Origin of the sequence: Methylotuvimicrobium alcaliphilum 20Z (assembly GCF_000968535.2) — a bacterium.
GTDB classification, from domain to species: Bacteria; Pseudomonadota; Gammaproteobacteria; order Methylococcales; family Methylomonadaceae; genus Methylotuvimicrobium; species Methylotuvimicrobium alcaliphilum.
In genome coordinates, this window is sequence record NC_016112.1 from 106,325 (window position 1) to 130,264 (window position 23,940).

At 46.7% G+C, this 23,940-nt stretch carries 15 protein-coding genes, 2 tRNA genes and 3 rRNA genes; 17 read left to right on the forward strand and 3 right to left on the reverse strand.

From position 1 onward, the window contains the following. The first annotated feature begins 20 nt into the window (after positions 1 to 20). Positions 21 to 764: a 16S rRNA (uracil(1498)-N(3))-methyltransferase gene (locus tag MEALZ_RS00490; RefSeq protein WP_014146618.1), complete on the forward strand. Its 744-nt coding sequence runs from the start codon at positions 21 to 23 to the stop codon at positions 762 to 764. Continuing rightward, positions 761 to 1,636, forward strand: a complete 876-nt coding sequence (locus tag MEALZ_RS00495) for a CPBP family intramembrane glutamic endopeptidase (protein ID WP_014146619.1) — start codon at positions 761 to 763, stop codon at positions 1,634 to 1,636. The genes MEALZ_RS00490 and MEALZ_RS00495 overlap by 4 nt, the downstream gene beginning before the upstream one ends. Before the next feature lie 244 nt (positions 1,637 to 1,880). Here MEALZ_RS00495 and MEALZ_RS00500 read toward each other — a convergent pair whose 3' ends face one another. Together MEALZ_RS00500 and MEALZ_RS00505 are read right to left on the reverse strand one after the other, a co-directional pair. After that, positions 1,881 to 2,363 (reverse strand): YajQ family cyclic di-GMP-binding protein, encoded by a 483-nt coding sequence (locus MEALZ_RS00500; protein WP_014146620.1) that lies wholly within the window; start codon positions 2,361 to 2,363, stop codon positions 1,881 to 1,883. A gap of 50 nt (positions 2,364 to 2,413) precedes the next feature. Further along, positions 2,414 to 3,661, reverse strand: a complete 1,248-nt coding sequence (locus MEALZ_RS00505) for a multifunctional CCA addition/repair protein (RefSeq protein WP_014146621.1) — start codon at positions 3,659 to 3,661, stop codon at positions 2,414 to 2,416. 92 nt (positions 3,662 to 3,753) lie between these two features. Here MEALZ_RS00505 and MEALZ_RS00510 point away from each other — a divergent pair, with 92 nt between their 5' ends. The 4 genes from MEALZ_RS00510 to tadA all read left to right on the forward strand — a co-directional run bounded on the left by MEALZ_RS00510 (position 3,754) and on the right by tadA (position 8,253). After that, positions 3,754 to 4,545, forward strand: coding sequence for a sulfite exporter TauE/SafE family protein (locus tag MEALZ_RS00510; protein ID WP_014146622.1), 792 nt, complete (start codon positions 3,754 to 3,756; stop codon positions 4,543 to 4,545). 116 nt (positions 4,546 to 4,661) lie between these two features. Continuing rightward, on the forward strand, positions 4,662 to 6,128 hold the full coding sequence (gene guaB, locus MEALZ_RS00515) for an IMP dehydrogenase (RefSeq protein WP_014146623.1): 1,467 nt from the start codon (positions 4,662 to 4,664) through the stop codon (positions 6,126 to 6,128). Between the two features lie 80 nt (positions 6,129 to 6,208). Then, positions 6,209 to 7,798 (forward strand): glutamine-hydrolyzing GMP synthase, encoded by a 1,590-nt coding sequence (guaA, locus tag MEALZ_RS00520; RefSeq protein ID WP_014146624.1) that lies wholly within the window; start codon positions 6,209 to 6,211, stop codon positions 7,796 to 7,798. Further along, positions 7,789 to 8,253 (forward strand): tRNA adenosine(34) deaminase TadA, encoded by a 465-nt coding sequence (gene tadA / locus MEALZ_RS00525; RefSeq protein ID WP_084685212.1) that lies wholly within the window; start codon positions 7,789 to 7,791, stop codon positions 8,251 to 8,253. Before guaA ends, tadA begins: the two co-directional genes overlap by 10 nt. 11 nt (positions 8,254 to 8,264) lie before the next feature. On the opposite strand, the gene pgi is transcribed toward tadA, so the two are convergent. Beyond that, positions 8,265 to 9,908, reverse strand: coding sequence for a glucose-6-phosphate isomerase (pgi, locus tag MEALZ_RS00530; RefSeq protein ID WP_014146626.1), 1,644 nt, complete (start codon positions 9,906 to 9,908; stop codon positions 8,265 to 8,267). A 756-nt stretch (positions 9,909 to 10,664) separates the two neighbouring features. On the opposite strand from pgi, the gene MEALZ_RS00540 reads away from it, so the two are divergent. The 11 genes from MEALZ_RS00540 to rrf all read left to right on the forward strand — a co-directional run bounded on the left by MEALZ_RS00540 (position 10,665) and on the right by rrf (position 23,873). Continuing rightward, positions 10,665 to 11,258 carry a hypothetical protein gene (locus MEALZ_RS00540; protein ID WP_014146627.1) on the forward strand — a complete coding sequence of 198 codons (594 nt, stop codon included), beginning with the start codon at positions 10,665 to 10,667 and terminating at the stop codon, positions 11,256 to 11,258. Between the two features lie 770 nt (positions 11,259 to 12,028). Continuing rightward, entirely contained in the window at positions 12,029 to 12,910 is an 882-nt protein-coding gene (locus MEALZ_RS00545) for a cupredoxin domain-containing protein (RefSeq protein ID WP_014146628.1), read from the forward strand. Between the two features lie 348 nt (positions 12,911 to 13,258). Beyond that, on the forward strand, positions 13,259 to 13,690 hold the full coding sequence (locus tag MEALZ_RS00555; RefSeq protein ID WP_014146629.1) for a YqaA family protein: 432 nt from the start codon (positions 13,259 to 13,261) through the stop codon (positions 13,688 to 13,690). Positions 13,691 to 13,737: 47 nt separating this feature from the next. Next, on the forward strand, positions 13,738 to 14,520 hold the full coding sequence (locus MEALZ_RS00560; protein WP_014146630.1) for a hypothetical protein: 783 nt from the start codon (positions 13,738 to 13,740) through the stop codon (positions 14,518 to 14,520). Between the two features lie 271 nt (positions 14,521 to 14,791). Next, entirely contained in the window at positions 14,792 to 15,364 is a 573-nt protein-coding gene (locus MEALZ_RS00565) for a YceI family protein (protein ID WP_014146631.1), read from the forward strand. 455 nt (positions 15,365 to 15,819) lie between these two features. Further along, positions 15,820 to 17,595 carry a lipid A export permease/ATP-binding protein MsbA gene (gene msbA / locus MEALZ_RS00570; RefSeq protein WP_014146632.1) on the forward strand — a complete coding sequence of 592 codons (1,776 nt, stop codon included), beginning with the start codon at positions 15,820 to 15,822 and terminating at the stop codon, positions 17,593 to 17,595. A 506-nt stretch (positions 17,596 to 18,101) separates the two neighbouring features. Next, positions 18,102 to 19,636: ribosomal RNA gene (locus MEALZ_RS00575) — 16S ribosomal RNA — on the forward strand. A 67-nt stretch (positions 19,637 to 19,703) separates the two neighbouring features. Next, a tRNA-Ile gene (locus MEALZ_RS00580) sits at positions 19,704 to 19,780 on the forward strand. Between the two features lie 71 nt (positions 19,781 to 19,851). Beyond that, positions 19,852 to 19,927: transfer RNA gene (locus tag MEALZ_RS00585), tRNA-Ala, on the forward strand. A gap of 361 nt (positions 19,928 to 20,288) precedes the next feature. Next, positions 20,289 to 23,466 (forward strand): 23S ribosomal RNA (locus MEALZ_RS00590). A 291-nt stretch (positions 23,467 to 23,757) separates the two neighbouring features. Next, positions 23,758 to 23,873: ribosomal RNA gene (gene rrf, locus MEALZ_RS00595) — 5S ribosomal RNA — on the forward strand. Together the 16S, 23S and 5S rRNA genes with 2 tRNA genes alongside form the textbook arrangement of a ribosomal RNA operon. The last annotated feature ends 67 nt before the right edge of the window (positions 23,874 to 23,940 follow it).

Genomic DNA, 23,940 nt, shown 5'->3' on the forward strand with positions numbered 1-23,940 from the left:
ACAGGTCATGGGTGTTTGAGATGAGAGTTTCCCGTTTGTATGTGCAAGAAGACCTTGGTAAAAGTCGAACCGTAGAGCTTGACGACGATGCGGCTCATTATGTCAGAACGGTTTTACGACTAAAAAAAGATTCGGGACTTATCGTTTTCGATGGCAAGGGCGGCGAATATACAGCGGTTGTTGTAGAAGCGAGCAAAAAAAGAGTTGCCTTGGATCTGGGTCAATGGCGCGATCGGACGGTTGAATCTATTTTGACGATTAATCTAGGTCTTGCGATATCGCGAGGCGATAAGATGGATTGGGGCGTACAGAAAGCCGTAGAACTAGGCGTTAACAGGATCACTCCGTTGGTAACCGAGCGTTGTGTCGTGCAATTGAAAGCTGAAAAGCAACAGCAACGGTTGATGCATTGGCAAAAAATTGTGCAGCATGCGGCCGAACAATGCGGTAGAACCGTTTTACCGGCATTGAGTTCGATTGATGATTTGAACGATTGGGTCGATAAACAAGCAGGTTTGAGAATTTTCTTGGATCCTTATGCCGAAACGAGCTTGTCTCAGCTTAAGCCGTTAAATGATCGGGTTACCTTGTTATCCGGTCCGGAAGGCGGGTTTGCCGAACATGAGCGGGATATGGCCAAAGCTGCGGGTTTTATAGCGGTTCGTCTAGGTGCCAGAGTCTTGCGTACCGAAACGGCTGCGTTGGCCTCGATCGCCTCTCTACAGATGCTGTGGGGCGATTTCGGAGGTAGCACACAATCATGAAATATCTTGTTTATATTCTAATGCCACTGGTGGTCTTGTTGGTGGCGGCGTCGCTGGGTTGCGTGGTGGGTTATTTAATATGGCTGGGTTTCGGCGATCAATTTCCTCTGCATAAAATCATCAGCAAGGTCGGTAAGTTATTCTTGGTATTGAGTATTTTTCCGGTCATGGCGATGCTTCATCTCAAGGGCCGGGATCTGGGGTTTGCCGATAAGGCTGCGATGCTGCGGCAGTTCGGTTACGGATTAGGCTTAGGTGTTTTGACTTTGCTACCGGTTTTTATCGTGCTCTACCTCACGGGCGTTCATGTCATCGATGAGACGCGATCCTGGTCTTTTGCTTGGGTTTTGCAAAAATTCATTACTGGGTTTTTATTGGCTTTATTGATATCGCTGGCCGAAGAGCCGATTTTTAGAGGCATTTTGTTCGCCGGCCTCAAACAAAGAATGCCGGTGATCGGAGCGGTACTGATCAGTTCTTTTTATTACGGTATATTACATTTTCTCGATAGTCATAGCCGTTTTGCGAATGAAGAGGTTACCTTTTTTAGCGGATTCATTTTGTTGAAAGAGGCGCTGCTAAATGTCTTGAATCCCGATATTTTGTCCGCTTTTTTGGCGTTGTTCATGGTCGGAGTTTTTCTGGGAGTCGTTAGGTCGAGGGTGCCGAACAGTTTGGCTTTATGTATTGGCTGTCACACCGCTTGGGTTTGGCAGATAAAGTTTAACAAATCCTTATTCAACGTCGATGCTCAATCGCCTAATCTTTATTTGGTGAGCAGTTATGACGGTGTGGTCGGTCCGTTGGTGACAGTTTGGATGTTCCTAGTGCTATTCTGCTATATCGGTTATCGATATTTAAAATTACGTTGATTCGGTGTCATTCTTATTGCCAGTAATTGCCAGTAAAATTTCGGCGCTGGGGTGCTCGGCATAGAGCCTACATGTCACTGCCATTAAGTTAAGCCATCATAAAATAAGTAATTTTTGTATTCAGGCTCTTATGTACCTTAAAAGCTTGCCATTCATGGCACTGGATTTCGCCAGTCCATGGCGGAATGACGGGCTCCCGGTACCGAATTTTGATCTACGATGGGTGGTATGGTTATGATTCGGTTTAATCGCGAAAATTATTGAATTGTAGCGGCATTTCAAAATTTTCCGCCTTGAGCATTTGAATGACTTGTTGTAAGTCGTCTCTTTTATTACCGGTGACCCTCACTTTTTCGCCTTGTATAGCCGCTTGTACTTTAAGTTTCTTGTCTTTGACCAACTTGACGATTTTTTTGGCAAGTAGCGATTCAATGCCTTGTTTGAGTTCTATGATCTGTTGAGCCGTTCTGCCGGTAGTTTTGGGTTCGTTGATTTCCATGCAGCTGATGTCGATGCCGCGTTTGGTCAGTTTCATTTGCAAGATATCGAGCATCTGCTGCAATTGAAATTCCGAACCGGCGCTCATCGTGACTGTGTCGTCCTTGAGTTCGTATGTCGCGCCGGAGCCTTTAAAGTCGAAGCGTGTGGTAACTTCCCTATTAGCCTGGTCGACGGCGTTATTTGCTTCGTGCGAGTCGTATTCGGAAACTATGTCGAAAGATGGCATGGTGCAATGTATGGTTTAAAAGGGCAATATAAGGCGAATGTCTTTTTAATTCAAGACTGGTTTGCATTGGCATTTTTTTGTTGTTTTAGATTTTCGGTAATCGCATGTATCCTTAACCTGCGAATTGCGGCACCGATTTGCGCACCTTCCAGGCCGGATTTGAGTACGCCGGAAATATCGATGGCCGCCGCCGCTTTAGCGGCTTCTAAAATATAATCGGCCTGCGGATAGGCGGTGTTTTCTGTCCCGCCCCTGCCTCTCGCATCCGCCTCGCAAGCTAATAAGAAATCTTTTAGGGTTGAGGTATTTTTAAATGCCCCTAGGTCTAACAACAGGTCGGTTAAGGTAGCCGGGCGCAGTTCAAAAGCTCTATGCGCAAGTGTGTGGTAGCGCATGACACGTTTAGCGAGCATTCTATAATGATTCGGTACTCGTATTCGGTCGGCTAATTGCTCAAGTATAGGTAGGCCGGTTTTTTCATGACCGTAGTGATGGGGAAGTCGGTCTTTCGGAGATATCGCCTTACCGAGATCGTGTACTAAGACGGCAAAACGTATTTCGGGTTTCTCGGATAGGCGAGCCGCTTGTTCGAGACTCAGCATCGTATGAATACCGGTGTCGATTTCAGGGTGATGTTGTCGCGGTTGTGGAATGCCGAATAGGGCGTCTATTTCCGGGAAAATTTTAGCTAACGCTCCGCATTCTCTGAGGGCATAAAAAAATGCCGATGGCGTTCTTTCGATGAGCGCTTTATATAGCTCGGCCCAGACGCGTTCGGGAACGAGATAGTCGATTTCACCGCCGCGTACCATTTGTTGCATGAGTCTCAAGGTTTCATCGGCAATCTGAAAGCCTAAATGCGCATAACGGGCGGCAAAGCGTGCAACGCGCAACACTCTTACCGGGTCTTCGCTGAAAGCTGGGGAGACATGGCGTAAGATCCGATTTTCTAGATCGGCAATACCGTTGTACGGATCGATGACTTCGCCTTCCGAGCTCATTGCGATGGCATTAATAGTCAAGTCGCGGCGTAGAAGGTCTTGTTCCAGGCTGACGTCTGGTGTGCTGTGAATGCTGAATCCTTTGTAACCTGGGCCGGTCTTGCGTTCGGTGCGAGCCAGTGCGTATTCTTCGCTGCTTTCCGGGTGTAAAAATACCGGAAAATCTTTGCCTACGGGTCTAAATCCTTTTTTCAGCATCGATTCCGGCGTTTCCTCTAGCACGACCCAGTCTCTTTCCGTCACGGGGAGGTTGAGCAGCTGGTCGCGTACTGCGCCGCCGACTAAATAGGTTTTCATGATTATGATTTGTCTTCGTCTTTCTATGATAGGGTTAGTATAACGCTTGATTAGAGTCTTAAAAAAATACGCTGTTAACAAAAGGGGGTGGAGTGGTCGAAATTTTTATTTTAAGCATGATTGCCGGCACGGTTAGCGGATTATTTGCGGGATTATTCGGTATCGGCGGCGGACTAATATTGGTGCCGATACTTGTTTTTTTGTTTAAGGCGCAGGGTTTTGCAGCCGATTTTATCATGCATATGGCTGTCGCTACGTCATTGGCGACTATCGTGTTGACTTCAATTTCGGCGACTCTTGCACATCACAGGTTGAAGTCTGTCATATGGGGCAAGGTCTACAGCTTGGTTCCGGGCATCGTAATAGGGTCGGTTTTAGGTGCCGTAATTGCCGATACAATATCGGCGGACTCACTGCGCATTATCTTTGCTATTTTTCTGTTGTACATAGGGTTTCAGATGGCATTCCAAATCAAGCCGGAAGCCGGTGCGATGCAGCAATCGCCGTTCCTGGATGCAGTGGTGTCCATTGTCATCGGAATCCTTTCGTCAATGTTAGGTATCGGGGGAGGGACGATGACGGTGCCTTACTTGGTGCGCGGACAATTTCCGGTACGCAACGCGGTGGGTATTGCCAGTGCGTGCGGATTGCCGATTGCATTTGGCGGGACGCTTAGTTATATGTTGTTAGGCTTTGAAAAAACCGGTTTGCCTGCAGGCAGTTGGGGATATGTTTATTTGCCAGCGTTTGCAGGCATTGTGTTATTGAGTATGGTCACTGCTCCGTTGGGAGCAAAATTGGCTCATAAGCTTCCCGCGCAAACCATGAAGAGTTATTTTTCACTCTTAATTTTTATCATGGCGGCAAAGTTGCTTTCGGAATAATCAGGTTGTTAGCACGATTGTCTAGCGGTTCGGAAACTATATTGAACAAGCTGATTCTAATGTCAAATATTTCATAGTATAATTTTCGGTTATTTTTCTGACTGTAAGGAGTGAGTATGCGAGTTATTCAGGAAGCTCTCACGTTTGATGATGTATTACTGGTTCCGGCCCATTCGACGGTGTTGCCTCGCGATGTGGATTTGAAAACCCGTTTGACGCGCGATATTACGCTTAATATTCCTTTGATTTCCGCGGCGATGGATACGGTAACAGAATCGAGGCTCGCTATCGCAATTGCACAGGAGGGCGGGATTGGTATTATTCATAAAAACATGACTGCGGAGCAACAAGCGCGGGAAGTGTTGCGAGTCAAAAAATACGAAAGCGGGGTGATCAAGGATCCTATTACCGTGTCGCCCAATATTAGTATTCGTGAAGTATTGGCGCTGACACGGGCAAAAAACATTTCCGGCGTTCCGGTGGTTGATGGCGATAATTTAGTCGGTATAGTAACGAGTCGCGATTTGCGCTTTGAAACACGCTTCGATGAGCCGGTTTCGAAAGTGATGACGCCAAAAGAACGCTTGATTACGGTTAATGAAAACGCCGATCACAAGGAAGCTATCGAACTGCTGCACAAATATCGTATCGAGAAAGTATTAGTGGTCAATGATTCATTTCATTTGAAAGGGATGATCACGGTTAAGGATATACAAAAAGCGAAAGACTATCCGCAAGCATGCAAGGATGAGCAAGAACGTCTTCGCGTAGGCGCGGCGGTCGGGACCGGTCAAGGTACCGAAGAGCGCGTTGAGGCATTGGTGATGGCAGGCGTCGATGTGATTATTGTCGATACGGCTCACGGGCATTCTCAAGGCGTATTGGATCGGGTCGGTTGGGTTAAGCGAAATTATCCGGAAGTGCAGGTGGTCGGTGGAAATATCGCCACGGCAGCCGCCGCGAAAGCCTTGGTTGAGGCAGGAGCCGATGCGGTTAAAGTGGGTATCGGGCCGGGCTCGATCTGTACGACTCGTATCGTTGCCGGTGTGGGTGTGCCTCAAATAACTGCAGTCAGTAATGTTGCCGATGCGCTTAAAGGTACCGGAGTTCCGCTAATCGCGGATGGCGGAGTTCGGTATTCGGGGGATGTCGCCAAAGCGTTAGCGGCGGGAGCTCATGCGGTGATGTTAGGTGGTTTATTCGCCGGTACTGAAGAAGCGCCGGGCGAAGTCGAGCTTTATCAAGGGCGCTCTTATAAATCGTATCGAGGCATGGGGTCGCTGGGCGCGATGTCGCAGTCGCAAGGTTCCAGCGACCGATATTTCCAAGAGGAAACCGATAAAGTCGAAAAGCTGGTGCCTGAGGGTATTGAAGGCAGAGTGCCTTACAAAGGTAGCCTATATGCGATCATCCATCAATTATTGGGCGGCATTAGGGCGAGCATGGGCTATACCGGTAGCCGTACGATCGATGATATGCATCAGCGATCCGAATTTGTTCGGGTTACCAATGCCGGCATGCGTGAAAGCCATGTTCATGATGTTACGATTACCAAGGAAGCACCTAATTATCATATGGAATAACGGTTAATCCATCCGAAAAACTCATCAAGGGCTCGTTGGAGCCCTTTTAATTTTTGTCGTTACAATATTCGAGGTTCAACGTGAGCCAGCAAGCATCGACCAACATTCATCTGTATAAAATCCTGATACTGGATTTCGGGTCCCAATACACCCAATTAATCGCCCGGAGGATACGAGAAATCGGTGTGTATTGCGAAATACTTTCTTGTGATTGCGAGATCGATGACATCATCGGATTTGCACCGAATGGCATTATATTGTCGGGTGGTCCGGAAACGGTCACTAGCGATGATACGCCGCGTGCGCCGCAACGGGTTTTTGCATTGGGTGTTCCGGTATTGGGTATTTGCTACGGTATGCAGACCATGACCGAGCAATTAGGCGGTAGAGTCGAGTCGTCCAGTCATCGGGAATTCGGTTATGCGCAAATTCGCGCGCATGCGCATTCTAAGTTATTGAAAGGTATTGAAGATCATACATCGCCGGAAGGCTTCGGTTTGCTGGATGTGTGGATGAGTCATGGCGATAGGGTTGTCGAATTGCCGGAAGGTTTTATTCGTATTGCCAGTTCCGACGGAGCGCCTATTGCCGGTATCGCGCATGAAGAAAAGTTGTTTTATGGTTTGCAATTTCATCCAGAAGTGACGCATACCCGGCAGGGTTCAAGAATACTGTCGCGTTTTGTGCTCGACATTTGCGGTTGCGAGGCGCTGTGGACGGCCGATAATATCATCGAAGACAGTGTACATGCGGTTCGTCGTAAAGTCGGCTCCGATCGAGTGATTTTAGGGCTTTCAGGCGGGGTGGATTCGTCGGTTGTGGCGGCTTTATTGCATGAGGCAATCGGCGATCAATTGACATGTGTGTTTGTCGATACCGGCTTGTTGCGCTTGCACGAAGGCGATCAGGTCATGGCTACATTTGCCGAGCACATGGGCGTTCGGGTAATTAGGGTCGATGCCGAGCAACGTTACCTAGAGGCATTGCAAGGAGTGGCGGATCCGGAGCAGAAACGAAAAATTATCGGTAACTTGTTCGTTGAGATCTTCGATGAGGAAGCCGCTAAACTGGCCGATGCGAAATGGTTGGCGCAAGGCACGATTTATCCGGATGTGATCGAGTCGGCGGGCGCGAAAAGCGGTAAGGCTCATTTAATCAAGTCTCACCATAACGTCGGTGGCTTGCCGGAAAATATGACGCTTAAGTTGCTGGAACCCTTGCGTGAATTGTTCAAGGATGAGGTTAGAAAGCTTGGTTTGGAGCTTGGCTTGCCTTACGAAATGGTATTTCGTCATCCCTTTCCTGGGCCGGGCTTGGGTGTGCGGATTTTAGGTGAAGTCAAAAAAGACTATGCCGATTTGTTGCGACAGGCCGATGCGATATTTATCGAAGAATTATATCGGCACCAACTGTATGAAAAGGTCAGTCAGGCATTTGCGGTGTTTTTGCCGGTCAAGTCGGTCGGCGTAATGGGCGACGGGCGGCGTTACGATTATGTGATTGCCTTGCGCGCGGTTGAAACCATCGATTTCATGACGGCGCGTTGGGCGCATTTACCTTACGATTTTTTGGATTTGGTTTCGCGTCGGATCATTAACGAAGTCTCGGGTATTTCTCGGGTGACTTACGATATTTCCGGCAAACCGCCGGCTACGATTGAGTGGGAATAGCCGATAATCATAATGACGAAGCGTGGATGCGGCATGCCTTTAGATTGGCGCAACGTGCCGAGTCTATGGGTGAGGTGCCGGTCGGGGCGGTTATCGTCAAAGATGATGTCTGCATTGCCGAAGGATGGAATCGGCCGATTGCGAGTCACGATCCGTCGGCACATGCGGAAATGCTTGCGATTCGTGAGGCCGGCAATGTATTGAAAAACTATCGACTGACCGGTACGACGCTCTACGTTACGCTTGAGCCTTGTGTGATGTGTATGGGAGCGATCGTTCACGCAAGAATCGAACGCCTGGTATTTGCCACCGAAGATCCTAAGCGTGGCGCAGTATGCAGTGCAATGAATCTATCCGAATCGCCATTTTTAAATCATCGAGTCGCATGGCGATGCGGTGTTTTAAAAGACGAGTGTTCCGAAATGCTTAAAGGCTTCTTTCGGGCCCGTCGTTAGTTTAGTACTGATTAATCGTCTGCTTTACGTAATTTTTTATAGGCATTAATCAGACCGTTCGTGGAACAGTCATGACTGCCGATGGTTTCGTCATTTAGCAGTTCGGGCAAAATGACTTTGGCCAGTACTTTGCCCAGTTCAACGCCCATTTGGTCGAAAGAATTGATATTCCAAATAGCGCCTTGCACGAAGATTTTATGCTCGTAAAATGCGATCAACGAGCCTAATGTTTTAGGCGTAAGCTTATCGAAAAGAAAAGAATTAGACGGCTTGTTGCCCACAAAGACTTTAGATGCGACTAATATGGCGTTATTTTTGTCTTGTTCGGGTAGCTCGGCAATGACCTCTTCGGCACTTCTGCCATGCATCAAAGCTTCCGGTTGGGCAAGAAAGTTTGAAATTAAAATATCGTGATGTTTCGGTAGGTGATAATGTGAGTTAGCCGCTGCCAGGAAGTCACAAGGTATTAGTTTAGTGCCTTGATGGATCAATTGGTAAAATGCATGCTGTCCATTCGTTCCCGGCTGGCCCCAGATGATCGGGCCGGTACTATAATCTACCGGTTGCCCCTTTCTATCGATGCTTTTACCGTTACTTTCCATGTCGCTTTGTTGTAGGAACTCGCAAAAATAACGCAGTGATTGGTCGTAGGGCAATATTGCATGAGATTCTGCGCCATAAAAATTGTTATACCAAATGCCTAGTAAACCCATGATGACCGGAATATTGCGGTCGAATGGCGTATCTCTAAAATGTAAATCGGCCTCATGGGCGCCTTGCAACAATTGTTCGAAATTATCCATCCCTACTTGTAGCGCAATGGACAGGCCAATTGATGACCATAATGAATAGCGTCCGCCAACCCAGTCCCAAAATTCGAAAATGTTTTCCGGGTCGATGCCAAATTCAATGACATTTTCAGGGTGTGTGGAAATCGCGACAAAATGCTTACCGATGGCTTTTTCGTCATTAATTTGCTCGAGAAACCAATTTCTTGCGGAGTGCGCATTAGTCATGGTTTCCTGAGTGTTGAACATTTTTGATGCAACGATAAACAGAGTCGTTTCGGCGTTGAGCGGTTTGAGTGTTTCGACGAGATCGGTTTGATCGACGTTTGAAACAAAATGAACATTTAATTTATCGGAAGCATAAGGGGTTAGCGCTGTAGCAACCATCTTCGGGCCAAGGTTCGAGCCGCCTATGCCGATATTGACAATGTCCTTAACGGGTTTTCCAGTCTGTCCTAGCCATTGTTCGTTTCTTACCTTATCCGTAAAGACGCGCATTTTGGCCAGAACCTGATTGATGTTTGACATTACATCGACTCCGTCAACCATGACCGGGTGGTTGCTTCTGTTGCGTAATGCGGTATGCAAAACAGCTCTTTGTTCGGTGTGGTTGATCTTTTCGCCGGTAAACATGGCTTCGATTTTTGAACTAAGTGCCGAATGAGTTGCCAAATCGACCAACAATGAACGCGTGTCTTCTGTGATTAAGTTTTTCGAGTAGTCGAATAGAATGTCGTTGAATTGAAGCGAGAATTGTTCAAAACGACGAGGATTTAGATTGAACGCTTCTCTCAGGTCGAAGTCTTGAAGGGCGGCGCAATGACTAACTAAGGATTTCCAGGTGGGGGTCCGGGTCAAAGATGGCATGTGATTAGTTTCCTGTATGGGTCGGTCAGGTTTGCAAAAGTCTACGAAAACACGGCTAATTGCGGATACAAATTAAATAAGCATTATATTACTATGTGCCTTTTTGGGGCAATTTACCCCGCGCCTAAATTCAAAGTGCATTGTTTTATGATGGATTAGGTGGTGTAGTAGCAAAGAAATCTAGTTGTAGTATTACAATATCTGAACGAAATATACCTTTCGCACTTCAAATTTCGGCAGTGCCTGAGGAGGCGCCAGGGTGTGCGACAAAGGCTATGCCAGCATGGAGCTGGCATAGAGCCTACAGGGATGTATTTACCCAGAACCTAAATTCCATAGCCCATTGGCCATGGTTAATTGTCTTGGATAATTTAGGTGCTGGGTTCACGGCGTCCTTTGACGGACACCCTGGTGCCGAATTTTGATCTGCGATGGGTATAACGACTAATAAGCAAAAAGGTGTGCTGTATATTCGGAGAGATGTCGACAGATGGTTAAAGCCGCCAAGCTACAGTGAATGGGTTTATAGCGCTTCTCGACGGACATGCTTCAACCTGAATCGGTTCTTGACTAAGAAGGGAGTGGCTTTATTTGTATTGGGTGATATGTTAGAGTTCATAAGCGCATCAGTGATAATAAAAAAATTAATGCAGTTTTTTGCTTATTCGAAACTTTGGTTTATCGCTGGTTTTAATCTTTAAAAGAGCAACAAGCAATTATAAAAATTATAATTAACCGACAAAACTGGAAGGTATTATGAACAGAAAGAACATCGTAAGAAATAGTCTCCTAGCGCTTATGGGCTTGGTTTTTTCCGCTTCAGTTTGGGCTCATGGCGGTGCGGCTGGTACCGATACCGATCAATGTAAGTTTGAGCTGGAGCCTGGTCACTGGGTTCATTACACGGCTTATCAGCCCACTGCTTTTCCAGCCGAAGAGTTTTGTGCAAATATTCCTAACACTAACACTTTGACTCAATTAGTTTTCGATTATCAAGATCCACGATATAGAAAAATGTCGGTTGAGTTTGAAGTGACAAAAGAGCCTGAAGGCACTCGTGTTTTTCATATGCCTGCGCAAAAACATAAATCCGGGACAGTCACTTTAACTTTGGATAAAGGGGTTCCAGAAGTCGGAAATTATCTTATTCATATCACACTAGTTCCGGACGAAGGCGAAAGGCTTGATGTTCATATGGGTTTTGTCGCGGGTAAAGGACAAGAGACTAGTACAGGTTTAATGGCGCTATATGCCTTTTTTGTATTCGCGGCTCTTTATATCCTCTATCTGTCGCATGCCGGATTTAAGAAAAAAGTCGACGAGTTGTTAGGAAAAGTCAAAGAAGTCTGAGATTTATAGTATGGCGGCAAATACGCTCGAAAGTCGCCAATTTTATCTCCTCGTATACCAGGCTTAGTGCATATATAGAAATGGGCTATGCCTGGTTATGACAGAGGTGCATTATTCCTAAGTTCTGTTTTTCAAAAATTATTTCACATACTTGTTGCCCGGTTACGGAAATGATAGGGGCGTTATCCCGATCTAAAAGCCGCTTTGGACCGCTGCATAGGCAGATTAACGGTACGGAGAAGAGCAAAAGAAAACCGCAGATTTAAATGAGTGGAATATCTCAAACGAACGACTTAAGGATTTGGTCGTAATAAATATACCCGTCGTAGATGAAAATTCGGTACCAGGGTACCCAAAGGACGCCGTAAACCCAGCGCCTAAATTCCAGAGGTCATTGGTAATGATTCAAAATCATGGTTTATTAGGTGCTGAGTGAATACGTCCATGTAGGCCTCTAGCCAGCTCCATGCTGGTCCTTCACCTAGCGTTAGGTGAGGGAGCGAGAGCACCTTGGTGCCTCTTTGGGCACTGTCGGAATTTGAAATGCGAAAGGTATAACTCCCTATTTTGAAAATAGGGTAGTCTGGTTCGGTTGTATAATTGACAGGTGTCGGCGACAGCCGTACTATCCTGTCAAGAGAGTAACAGAGCCCGCTACAAAGCTCATGGTTATAGGATGTTATTTGTCACTAAATCCTAAACGCTCAGCTCAATTAAGAATGTCGACGAAAGTTGTTAAAGAAGACGAATTTTAAAGTTAAGGTGAAAATATGAGGTTTGGATTTTTCTCAATTGTTGCTACAAGTTTTATGTTGGCATCAACGGTGCTTCAGGCAAAGGAGTATGAAGAGCACAACAATATGATGGATCACGGTGGCGGCCATCTGATGGATATGGGCGGTGGAATGGTAATGGGGCAAAATACGGATACCTTGCCCGGTGGCTGCGATAAAATTGTTGCAACTAAGGAGATTACAGTTCGCGCGGGACATCAATATGCCGAAAAATTTCCGGGACGAATGTTTGCATTCGATACGCAGGAGTTTCAGTTCGAGCCCTGCACCAAATTGACGGTTAATTTCATTAACGATGACAATGTTCGACATCAATGGATGATGCATGGCTTGCCCAAATATTTGTATCCGAAAGGCATGTTTCATTTGGAGGTAACCGGTCCCGGAAAAATATCGGGTACATTAATTTTACCGCCTGGAGACAAGACCTATTTAGTACACTGCGATATCGCCCAGCACATGGAGAAAGGAATGAAGGCGCAGTTGAAAGTAGGTAAGGGCGCTGGGGATTTGCCTAGTATCCCAGGCGTGACTCCCTATGTGATTCAGGATAGTTACGAAGTTTCTCCAATTCTTGATAATCCGATTCAGTCCCAAGACGCTGCCTCGGCAACATCAAGCAACACAGCTTCGCAAGAGAGTAGCTCATGGTTTTCCGGGGTTATGGTGATCGGTTTGGCGATTGGTTTGTTGGTTTCGCCTTTATTAGCAAAAAAATTCAAAGGGATGAGTTTTTCCGAAGGTGTTTCTTATGTATTTGAGTTGATCGGCAGTATATTAGGTTTTATATACAGACTTTTTTCCAAGGTGCTACAGTCCGTCCTTTCAGGAAAAAATAAAGTATTGCCTGAGAAATAAATGTAAAAAATGGGTCAAGCCCCTGTAACCTTTGGGTTTCAGGGGCTTTTTTGTGGGTTAAGTATGCTCATCGTAGATGAAAATGCGGCCTCGGGGTGCCCGTTAAAGGACGCCGTAAACCCAGCACCTAAATTCCATAGGTCTTTGGCAATGATTCAAAATCATGGCTTATTTAGGTGCTGGATGAATTATCCAAGACAATTAATCATGACCAATGGGCTGTGGAATTTAGGTGCTGGGTAAATACGTCCATGTAGGCTCTATGCCAGCTCCATGCTGGCATAGCCTTTATCGAGCACCCCGAGGCCTCCTCCGGCACTGCCGAAATTTGAAGTGCGAAAGGTATAAATGCAGGAAGATTTTCTAGGGTTGGCGGGCTTATTTTTTAGTGCCTTTATATCGTCGACGATTGCTCCAGGCGGCTCTGAAGCCGTACTGGCTCTAATGGTGTCGGAACACCAAGATCAAGTGGTACTATTAGTCGGAATTGCGACGATCGGCAATACTTTAGGTGCTTTAACAACGTGGTTTTTAGGATATTTAGCGGCAAAGAAATATCCTATCGAGTCATTGTTAGAGACTAAAAAACAAAAAGCGATAATGTGGGTTAGAAAATGGGGGCAATGGTCGCTTTTATTTTCATGGTTGCCGGTTATCGGAGATGGGTTTTGTTTTGCCGGAGGATGGTTAAAATTATCTTTGTATTCATCTATAGTATTCATTTTTGTTGGAAAATTAGTTCGATATGCGGCGATTTCCTGGATGTTCGCGGGAAATTAACGAGGATTGCTGCTTTTGTTTAAATATGTGATCAACGAGGAAGTTTGATGTTAAGACATTTTCCGGAACCGGGTATTGCTTACGAGCATAGACCGCGCGACTATTTTATTGCAGGATTTACATTTTTTTGTGTAGCGGTTTGTTTGGTCGTAGATGCTAACGCTACCATAGAAAAACAAAATGCACTGGGAGTTTGCGGATGGGTTTTTCTCATAGGTTTGTTGTTAGGCGAGTCGAGTGAAGTAAGGATGCAAGTTATTATTGCCGTAGCTTTTGCGACAGTCGGAGAGCATTTTGCGTCTCCTTATATGGGGGGGTATACCTATCGCTTTGAAAATGTGCCGGCTTATGTTCCCCCGGGTCATGGTATGGTTTACTTGACCGCCGTTGCATTGGCGCGTTCCGGATTTTTTATGCGGTATGCACGAATGATTGCGCTATTCGTCGTGACGGCTTGTGGTCTTTGGTCTATTTGGGGCATCAGTGGCCTAGCTGCGCAGGGCGACTCTGTAGGGGCACTGTTGTTTTGCATATTTTTAGGCTATTTATTTAAAGGGCGTTCTCCGCTGGTGTATCTGGCTGCATTTTTTATAACAACTTGGTTGGAGTTAATTGGGACGGCTGCCGGAACGTGGACGTGGGCGTCCATTGACCCTGTATTGAGTCTTCCCCAAGGAAACCCGCCGAGCGGAGTGGCTGCTTGGTATTGTTTGGTTGATGCGGTTGCAATGGGTGGGGCTGCGCCGGTTATGAAAGGGTTAACAAATATATCCGGTTGGCTGCCTATAGGGCGAAGTCGAGTCGCCGCTTATCAAACGGCGGATGAATAGATAGATTTTCTATGAGTAAATATTTTTCATCGTGAATGTTGCTATATCTTTGATCAAATTTAGGCGCCAAAATTTGGTTGGTAATGGGTAAGCAATAAAATGCTTCATGTCACTTGAGTTAAAGAGCCGGTAGTTAAAAAGCTATATAAATTTCACTTCAGCTAAGGCTAGCAAGGTGCTGCCAAATTCTAATTAACTAAGGGTTCTATGTTTACTCACGGTTCAGTCGCGTGATTTTTTCTATTGTTTGGATTTTAAATCGAGGTTGAAAATGAAAAAGCTAGCATTAATTGTGTTGGTATTGTTTGCGCCAACGGCGTTTGCCGATTGGGTATTAAATCAAAAATTATCGTCATTAAGTTTTCTCACTACCAAAAATGCAAGCGTTACCGAGAAACATACGTTCAATAAAATGTCTGGATCGTTAAGCGATGAAGGTGTGGCGAGACTAGTTATTCAGTTAAATAGTGTCGAAACCGGTGTGCCGATCAGAAATGAACGCATGAAGGAGTTTTTATTTCAAATTGATCGTTTTCCGGAAGCGTTAGTTGAGCTGAAATTTGATAAGACTAAGTTGAATTCGTTAAAGGCCGGACAAATGATGGACCTGCCCGTAACCGCGAATCTTAAATTGCATGGTGTTGAGCGTTCAATGGATGCTAATTTAAGAATTATTAAGTTAACTAATGATCAAGTCTCGGTGACAACTGTCGAGCCGATTATCATGAATACCGAATGGTTCGGTCTGCAGGCGGGAGTTGAAAAGTTACGCGAAATCGTTAATTTGCAGAGCATTACCGGAGCGGTGCCCGTCACCTTGAGTCTTGTTTACAATTTACAATAAAGAAATTTCCCAATAGATTTGTTTGCAGGGCTCTTTTCTTGGTTATTCAGGTTGCCGTAAGTTCCCATGAATGGGTTCGCCCAGCACCTAAATCCATAGCCCATTGGTATGGTTAACGATCTTGGATAATTTAGGTGCTGGGTTAACGGCGTCCTTTGATGGACATCCTGGTGCCGAATTTTGAACGACGATGAGTCTATGAAACCGGGCGGTTTTTAGTGCTCTGATAAACATAAAGGATTGTATGGGGGGGGGCGATATTGTAATGGAAAGGGTGATTTCCTTGGATTTCGGCTTTTCCGATGTGGGGAAGATGTCAATTTTTGAGCGAAAGGGCGACAAAATCAAAACCTAGAGCCTGCTTTCAGTTAAATAATAAAGTAGTGAGCAGGGCTAAATATAAATTAATCAGTTAAGCGGGCGGATCGTTTCGTTACGAATTTGGCTGTGGGATCATGAAAATTTTTAAGTCAAAAAAACAGAACAAAACAAAGACCGGTTATCTAGTTTATAAAAGATTGCTGAGCTATGTTCGCCCCTATAAAAGCTGGTTTTTTTTCAGCATAATCGGTTTCTTGATATATGCGGCGACACAACCTTTATTTGCGGCAATCTTAAAACACATCATCGATTCGTTACAGAGCGGCTCGAGAGAAGATGTCGGTTTAATGCCCTTGCTTTTTATCGGCTTGATATTATTAAGAGGAACCGGATCTTATCTTGGTAATTATTTCATTGCCAAAGTGTCTACTAGTATCGTTCATGCATTGAGGTGTGAAATATTCAATCATTATACGGGGTTGCCTACGAATTATTTTGATTCAAACAACAGCGGTTACATGATGTCTAGGATCACGCATAATGTTGGAGAGGTGACGCAGGCAACGACAGACTCGGTACAAATCGTAATTAAGGAAGGATTGACTGCGCTTGGTCTGGTGCTGTACTTGTTTTATATGAATTGGTTGTTGACACTGGCATTTTTATCAGTCACGCCATTTATTGTGTGGCTTGTTAAATATGTGAGTAAAAGATTACGCTCATTGAGTAAAGATATTCAAAATTCGATTGGTAATTTGACGCACATAACGTCTGAGTTGGTCAGTGGACATCGAATTGTTAGAAGTTATGGGGGCGAAGAATATGAAAAAAATAGATTTAAGGATAGTAGTCAATTTCATCGTCGGCAATCATTAAAGCTTGCGGCAACATCAGCGTTGCATGGGCCATTACTGCAATTAATTATTTCTATTGCCTTGGCTGGTTTAATGTATTTGTCTTTGACTTTAATGCAGGAGGCGACTGCGGGTGAATTTGTAGCGTTTTTAACAGCGGCCTTTCTTTTACCGCGACCCATTAGGCAGTTGAGTGATGCCAATTCAAAAATACAAAAAGGAGTGGTCGCGGCCGAGTCCTTGTTTGCCATATTAGATGAGCCAGTCGAGAATGATTCTGGTGAATATGAGCCAAAAAATTGTAGAGGTAGAATTGAATTTAAAAATGTACGATTTAAATACCAGGGAGCAGAAAGCGAAGCATTAAAAGGAATTAGTTTTACGGTTGAGCCAGGGCAGACTGTAGCTTTAGTTGGTGCCTCGGGAGGAGGCAAGAGTACACTGATTAATTTATTGCCGAGATTTTACGAATATTCTTCGGGTCAAATTCTTCTGGATGGCGTAGACATAACTGCTTATAAGTTGGAAAACTTAAGGCGGCAAATTGCAGTAGTAACCCAACAAATCACATTGTTTAACGATACGGTAGCGAACAATATTGCCTATGGCGCTTTGCAAGGAGTGTCTTTGGAAAGCGTGGAGCAAGCGGCAAAAGATGCTTATGCGATGAAATTCATCCAAAAAATGCCGAAAGGATTGCAAACAGAAATAGGGGAAAATGGCGTCAAGTTGTCTGGAGGACAAAAGCAGCGATTAGCGCTAGCGAGAGCTTTATTGAAAAATGCACCGGTTTTAATCCTAGATGAGGCCACTTCTGCTCTCGATACCGAATCAGAGCGGTATATTCAAAAGGCCTTGCAGAACATTCTTACAAATAGGACCACAATAGTAGTGGCACACCGTTTATCTACTATAGAGAATGCTGATGTAATTCTTGTAATGGATAATGGCCAAATAGTAGAACAGGGCAGCCACAAGGAATTGCTTGCAAAGAATGGGCACTATGCCAGGTTGTATGACATGCAGTTTAATGGCGAGACCAATATGGCTGTATAAAATATACCCATCGTAGATCAAAATTCGGCACCAGGGTGTCCGTCAAAGGACGCCGTGAATACATCCCTGTAGGCTCTATGCCAACTCCATGCTGGCAAAGCCTTTGCCGCACACCCTGGCGCCTCCTCAGGCACTGCCGAAATTTGAAGTGCGAAAGGTATAAATCGATAAAATGAAAAAGGGAAAGAAAAACTGTTGACAGCCGGAAGTTAGGCTGTATAATAGCCGTCTTTCCCGCCGCGAAACAGCGGAACGACGGGAAAAGAGATTGAAAATAAAGTTTGACATTGAGTTTCGCTTCTGTATAATAGGCGGGCTCAACGGGAGAGAAAGTCTTCCAGCTCTTTAACAAGCAGATCAAAATAATTTGTGTGGGTGCTTGTGGCGAATAGCTTAGCGGTTAAAACTATTCGGCGCAAGAACAACACGTTAATTCAAAGCGATTACGTTTAATTCTTAGTCGAGCCAAGATTGGTGACTCATCTTATTGAGTCACAAACCATATTAAACTGAAGAGTTTGATCATGGCTCAGATTGAACGCTGGCGGTATGCTTAACACATGCAAGTCGAACGGTAACGGTCCTTCGGGAGCCGACGAGTGGCGGACGGGTGAGTAACGCGTAGGAATCTGCCTGGTAGTGGGGGACAACTCGGAGAAATCCGAGCTAATACCGCATACGCCCTGAGGGGGAAAGCGGGGGATCTTCGGACCTCGCGCTATCAGATGAGCCTGCGTTGGATTAGCTAGTTGGTGGGGTAAAGGCCTACCAAGGCGACGATCCATAGCTGGTCTGAGAGGACGATCAGCCACACTGGGACTGAGACACGGCCCAGACTCCTACGGGAGGCAGCAGTGGGGAATATTGGACAATGGGCGCAAGCCTGATCCAGCAATACCGCGTGTGTGAAGAAGGCCTGAGGGTTGTAAAGCACTTTCAATAGGGAGGAAAAAGCGTTGGTTAATAGCCGATGCCTTGACATTACCTATAGAAGAAGCACCGGCTAACTCCGTGCCAGCAGCCGCGGTAATACGGAGGGTGCGAGCGTTAATCGGAATTACTGGGCGTAAAGCGTGCGTAGGCGGTTATTTAAGTCAGATGTGAAAGCCCCGGGCTTAACCTGGGAACGGCATTTGATACTGGGTAACTTGAGTTTAGGAGAGGAGAGTGGAATTTCCGGTGTAGCGGTGAAATGCGTAGAGATCGGAAGGAACACCAGTGGCGAAGGCGGCTCTCTGGCCTAAAACTGACGCTGAGGTACGAAAGCGTGGGTAGCAAACAGGATTAGATACCCTGGTAGTCCACGCCGTAAACGATGTCAACTAGCCGTTGGGTCTTTATTAAGACTTAGTGGTGCAGCTAACGCATTAAGTTGACCGCCTGGGGAGTACGGCCGCAAGGTTAAAACTCAAATGAATTGACGGGGGCCCGCACAAGCGGTGGAGCATGTGGTTTAATTCGATGCAACGCGAAGAACCTTACCTACCCTTGACATCCAGAGAATCTGTGAGAGATCGTAGAGTGCCTTCGGGAACTCTGAGACAGGTGCTGCATGGCTGTCGTCAGCTCGTGTCGTGAGATGTTGGGTTAAGTCCCGTAACGAGCGCAACCCTTATCCTTTGTTGCCAACAGGTCAAGCTGGGAACTCTAGGGAGACTGCCGGTGATAAACCGGAGGAAGGTGGGGACGACGTCAAGTCATCATGGCCCTTATGGGTAGGGCTACACACGTGCTACAATGGCCGGTACAGAGGGCAGCGAACTTGCGAAAGTCAGCAAATCCCAGAAAGCCGGTCCTAGTCCGGATTGCAGTCTGCAACTCGACTGCATGAAGTCGGAATCGCTAGTAATCGCGAATCAGAATGTCGCGGTGAATACGTTCCCGGGCCTTGTACACACCGCCCGTCACACCATGGGAGTGGGTTGCAAAAGAAGTAGGTAGTTTAACCTTCGGGAGGGCGCTTACCACTTTGTGATTCATGACTGGGGTGAAGTCGTAACAAGGTAGCCCTAGGGGAACCTGGGGCTGGATCACCTCCTTACAAAGACAGCAAGCGTTCGTCATAAGTACCCACAACAAATTATTTTGATCGAAGACGTCACGAGCCTGGGCCTGTAGCTCAGTTGGTTAGAGCGCACCCCTGATAAGGGTGAGGTCGGAGGTTCAAATCCTCCCAGGCCCACCAACGCGGCGCAAGCCTGGAAGCGGAAGGACCACCCGTCAAACTAGCAGTGTTTAGTTTGCACGAACCCCAAAGGGGCCATAGCTCAGCTGGGAGAGCGCCTGCCTTGCACGCAGGAGGTCGGGAGTTCGATCCTCCCTGGCTCCACCAATGCTATACCGTTTGAATGGCGAAAGCCCTCACAGACGGTATAGCATTGGTGACGGAAACAACGTCACGAATAGCTCTTTAACAATTTGGAAATCTGTACACTGTAACTTCAACGTTTAAAGCGATTTAAACCAAGAAGATACATAAAACAAGTTCACCGAAGCAGACGGTAAAGCAAAGCTTGTTACTGTCCGCGCCGCAAGGCGAAGACAGCGGCAAAGCCAAGACCAACCGAAAGCGACGTGAATGAGTTCTCAAGCAGAAAGCGAAAATGTCAGCTGACAGATAACGCCACAGACCTGAACCGAAACCACGCTACCGAAAGGGAGTGCGAGAGCGGTCAGACTGATTGGGGTTATATGGTCAAGTGAATAAGCGCATACGGTGGATGCCTAGGCGATAAGAGGCGACGAAGGACGTAGTAGCATGCGATAAGCCGCGGGGAGTTTGCAAACTAACTTTGATCCGCGGATTTCCGAATGGGGCAACCCAGTCAGGACAACCTGATTATCCTTAAGTGAATACATAGCTTAAGGAGGCGAACCCGGGGAACTGAAACATCTAAGTACCCGGAGGAAAAGAAATCAACCGAGATTCCCTTAGTAGCGGCGAGCGAACGGGGACCAGCCCTTAAGTCCAGCCCCAGTTAGTGGAATGCCCTGGAAAGAGCAGCCATAGATGGTGATAGCCCAGTACATGAAAACTGGAGCTGGATGAAAACGAGTAGGACGGGGCACGTGAAACCTTGTCTGAACATGGGGGGACCATCCTCCAAGGCTAAATACTCCTTATCGACCGATAGTGAACCAGTACCGTGAGGGAAAGGCGAAAAGAACCGAGGAGATCGGAGTGAAATAGAACCTGAAACCGTATGCGTACAAGCAGTAGGAGTCCCGCCCCTAAATTACTTTAGGAAAAAAATGCATTACTTTTATGTCTTACAAGCAATTGAAGATAAAGAAAAGTTTTACTTTGGCTGTACGAGTAACCTGAAAGAGCGAATCAGCTCGCATAATGCAGGTAAAAATATAGCAACTAAAAGCAATCAGTGGCGAGTGGTTTATTACGAAGCGTTTTTAACATTAAGTGGAGCGAGACAGCGAGAATATCGTATCAAGCATCACGGCAGTGCAAAGCGTAAATTAATGGACCGAATCAAACCCACCTTAGAGTAATTTAGGGGCGGGATGACTGCGTACCTTTTGTATAATGGGTCAGCGACTTAATCTCAGTGGCAAGCTTAACCGAATAGGGGAGGCGTAGCGAAAGCGAGTCTGAATAGGGCGTCATAGTCGCTGGGATTAGACCCGAAACCGGGCGATCTATCCATGACCAGGTTGAAGGTTGGGTAATACCAACTGGAGGACCGAACCGGGATCCGTTGAAAAGGATTCGGATGAGTTGTGGATCGGAGTGAAAGGCTAATCAAGCCCGGAGATAGCTGGTTCTCCTCGAAAGCTATTTAGGTAGCGCCTCGTGTATCACTGTTGGGGGTAGAGCACTGTTTCGGCTAGGGGGTCATCTCGACTTACCAACCCGATGCAAACTCCGAATACCAACAAGTGCGAGCACGGGAGACACACGGCGGGTGATAAGGTCCGTCGTGAAAAGGGAAACAGCCCAGACCGTCAGCTAAGGTCCCCAAATCTATGCTCAGTGGGAAACGATGTGAGAAGGCCCAGACAGCCAGGAGGTTGGCTTAGAAGCAGCCATCCTTAAAGAAAGCGTAATAGCTCACTGGTCGAGTCGGCTTGCGCGGAAGATTCACCGGGGCTAAGCATAGTACCGAAGCTACGGATCATACTTTAGAGTATGGTGGTAGAGGAGCGTTCTGTACGCCTGCGAAGGTCGATTGAGAAGTCGGCTGGAGGTATCAGAAGTGCGAATGCTGACATGAGTAACGATAATGGGGGTGAAAAACCCCCACGCCGAAAACCCAAGGTTTCCTGCGCAACGCTAATCGACGCAGGGTTAGTCGGCACCTAAGGCGAGGCCGAAAGGCGTAGTCGATGGAAAACAGGTTAATATTCCTGTACCGGAGGTAACTGCGATGGGGTGACGGAGAAGGCTAGGTCAGCTGTCTGTTGGAATAGGCAGTTTAAGCGAGTAGGGAGTGGAATTAGGCAAATCCGGTTCCATAATTCTGAGACGTGATGACGAGTATCCCCTAGGGGAGACGAAGTGATTGATGCCCTGCTTCCAAGAAAAACCTCTAAGCATCAGGTTATCTGCGGCCGTACCCTAAACCGACACAGGTGGGTGGGATGAGAATTCTAAGGCGCTTGAGAGAACTCGGGTGAAGGAACTAGGCAAAATGGTACCGTAACTTCGGGAGAAGGTACGCCCTTGGTAGGTGAAGTCCCTTGCGGATGGAGCTGAAGAGGGTAGCATTAAACTGGTGGCTGCGACTGTTTAGCAAAAACATAGCACTCTGCAAACTCGAAAGAGGACGTATAGGGTGTGACGCCTGCCCGGTGCCGGAAGGTTAATTGATGGGGTTATCTTCGGAGAAGCTCTTGATCGAAGCCCCGGTAAACGGCGGCCGTAACTATAACGGTCCTAAGGTAGCGAAATTCCTTGTCGGGTAAGTTCCGACCTGCACGAATGGCGTAACGATGGCCACACTGTCTCCACCCGAGACTCAGTGAAATTGAAATCGCTGTGAAGATGCAGTGTACCCGCGGCTAGACGGAAAGACCCCGTGAACCTTTACTATAGCTTGACACTGGACTTTGAACCTATTTGTGTAGGATAGGTGGGAGGCTGTGAAGCATCAACGCCAGTTGGTGTGGAGCCGACCTTGAAATACCACCCTGGTATGTTTGAAGTTCTAACCTAGGTCCCTTATCGGGATTGGGGACAGTGTCTGGTGGGTAGTTTGACTGGGGCGGTCTCCTCCCAAAGAGTAACGGAGGAGCACGAAGGTGTGCTCAGCATGGTCGGAAATCATGCGATGAGTGTAAAGGCAAAAGCACGCTTGACTGCGAGACGGACAAGTCGAGCAGGTACGAAAGTAGGTCTTAGTGATCCGGTGGTTCTGAATGGAAGGGCCATCGCTCAACGGATAAAAGGTACTCCGGGGATAACAGGCTGATACCGCCCAAGAGTTCATATCGACGGCGGTGTTTGGCACCTCGATGTCGGCTCATCACATCCTAGGGCTGAAGCAGGTCCTAAGGGTATGGCTGTTCGCCATTTAAAGTGGTACGCGAGCTGGGTTCAGAACGTCGTGAGACAGTTCGGTCCCTATCTGCCGTGGGCGTTTGAGATTTGAGGGAAGCTGCTCCTAGTACGAGAGGACCGGAGTGGACGAACCTCTGGTGTTCCGGTTGTCATGCCAATGGCATTGCCGGGTAGCTATGTTCGGACGGGATAACCGCTGAAAGCATCTAAGCGGGAAGCCTCTCCCAAGATGAGATCTCACTGGGACCGTGAGTCCCCTGAAGGGCCCTGAGAGACGATCAGGTTGATAGGTCAGGTGTGGAAGTGCAGTAATGTATGAAGCTAACTGATACTAATTGCCCGTGAGGCTTGACCATATAACACCCAATCGGTTTGAAAACCAAGGTGTTATCCAACAGCCGACAATCGCTAAAGCGAGAGAACGAAAAACGTGTACAGATTTCCAAAAAAACAGGTGAAAGGCAAAAGGTTAAGGTTAAAGGCGCAAGGCTAAAGGCTAAGCGACTGTGATTAAAGACCGAAATAACAAGCGAAAGCACCTGTTAGTAAAGAGTTTTGAGTAGGCGCAAAGCACACAGCCGAATGAGCATTGACGAATACCATCGTTAACCTTACGGCTTAACTTTGAACCTACTGTAACCGGTTTGCCTGGTGACCATAGCGAGCGTGTCCCACCCGATCCCATCCCGAACTCGGAAGTGAAACCGCTTAGCGCCGATGATAGTGTGGCAGTTTGCCATGTGAAAGTAGGGAATTGCCAGGCTCTTATCCCAAAAGCCCGTGTTGATCACTCAACACGGGCTTTTTTTTGCCTTAAGGTTTTGCAAAAG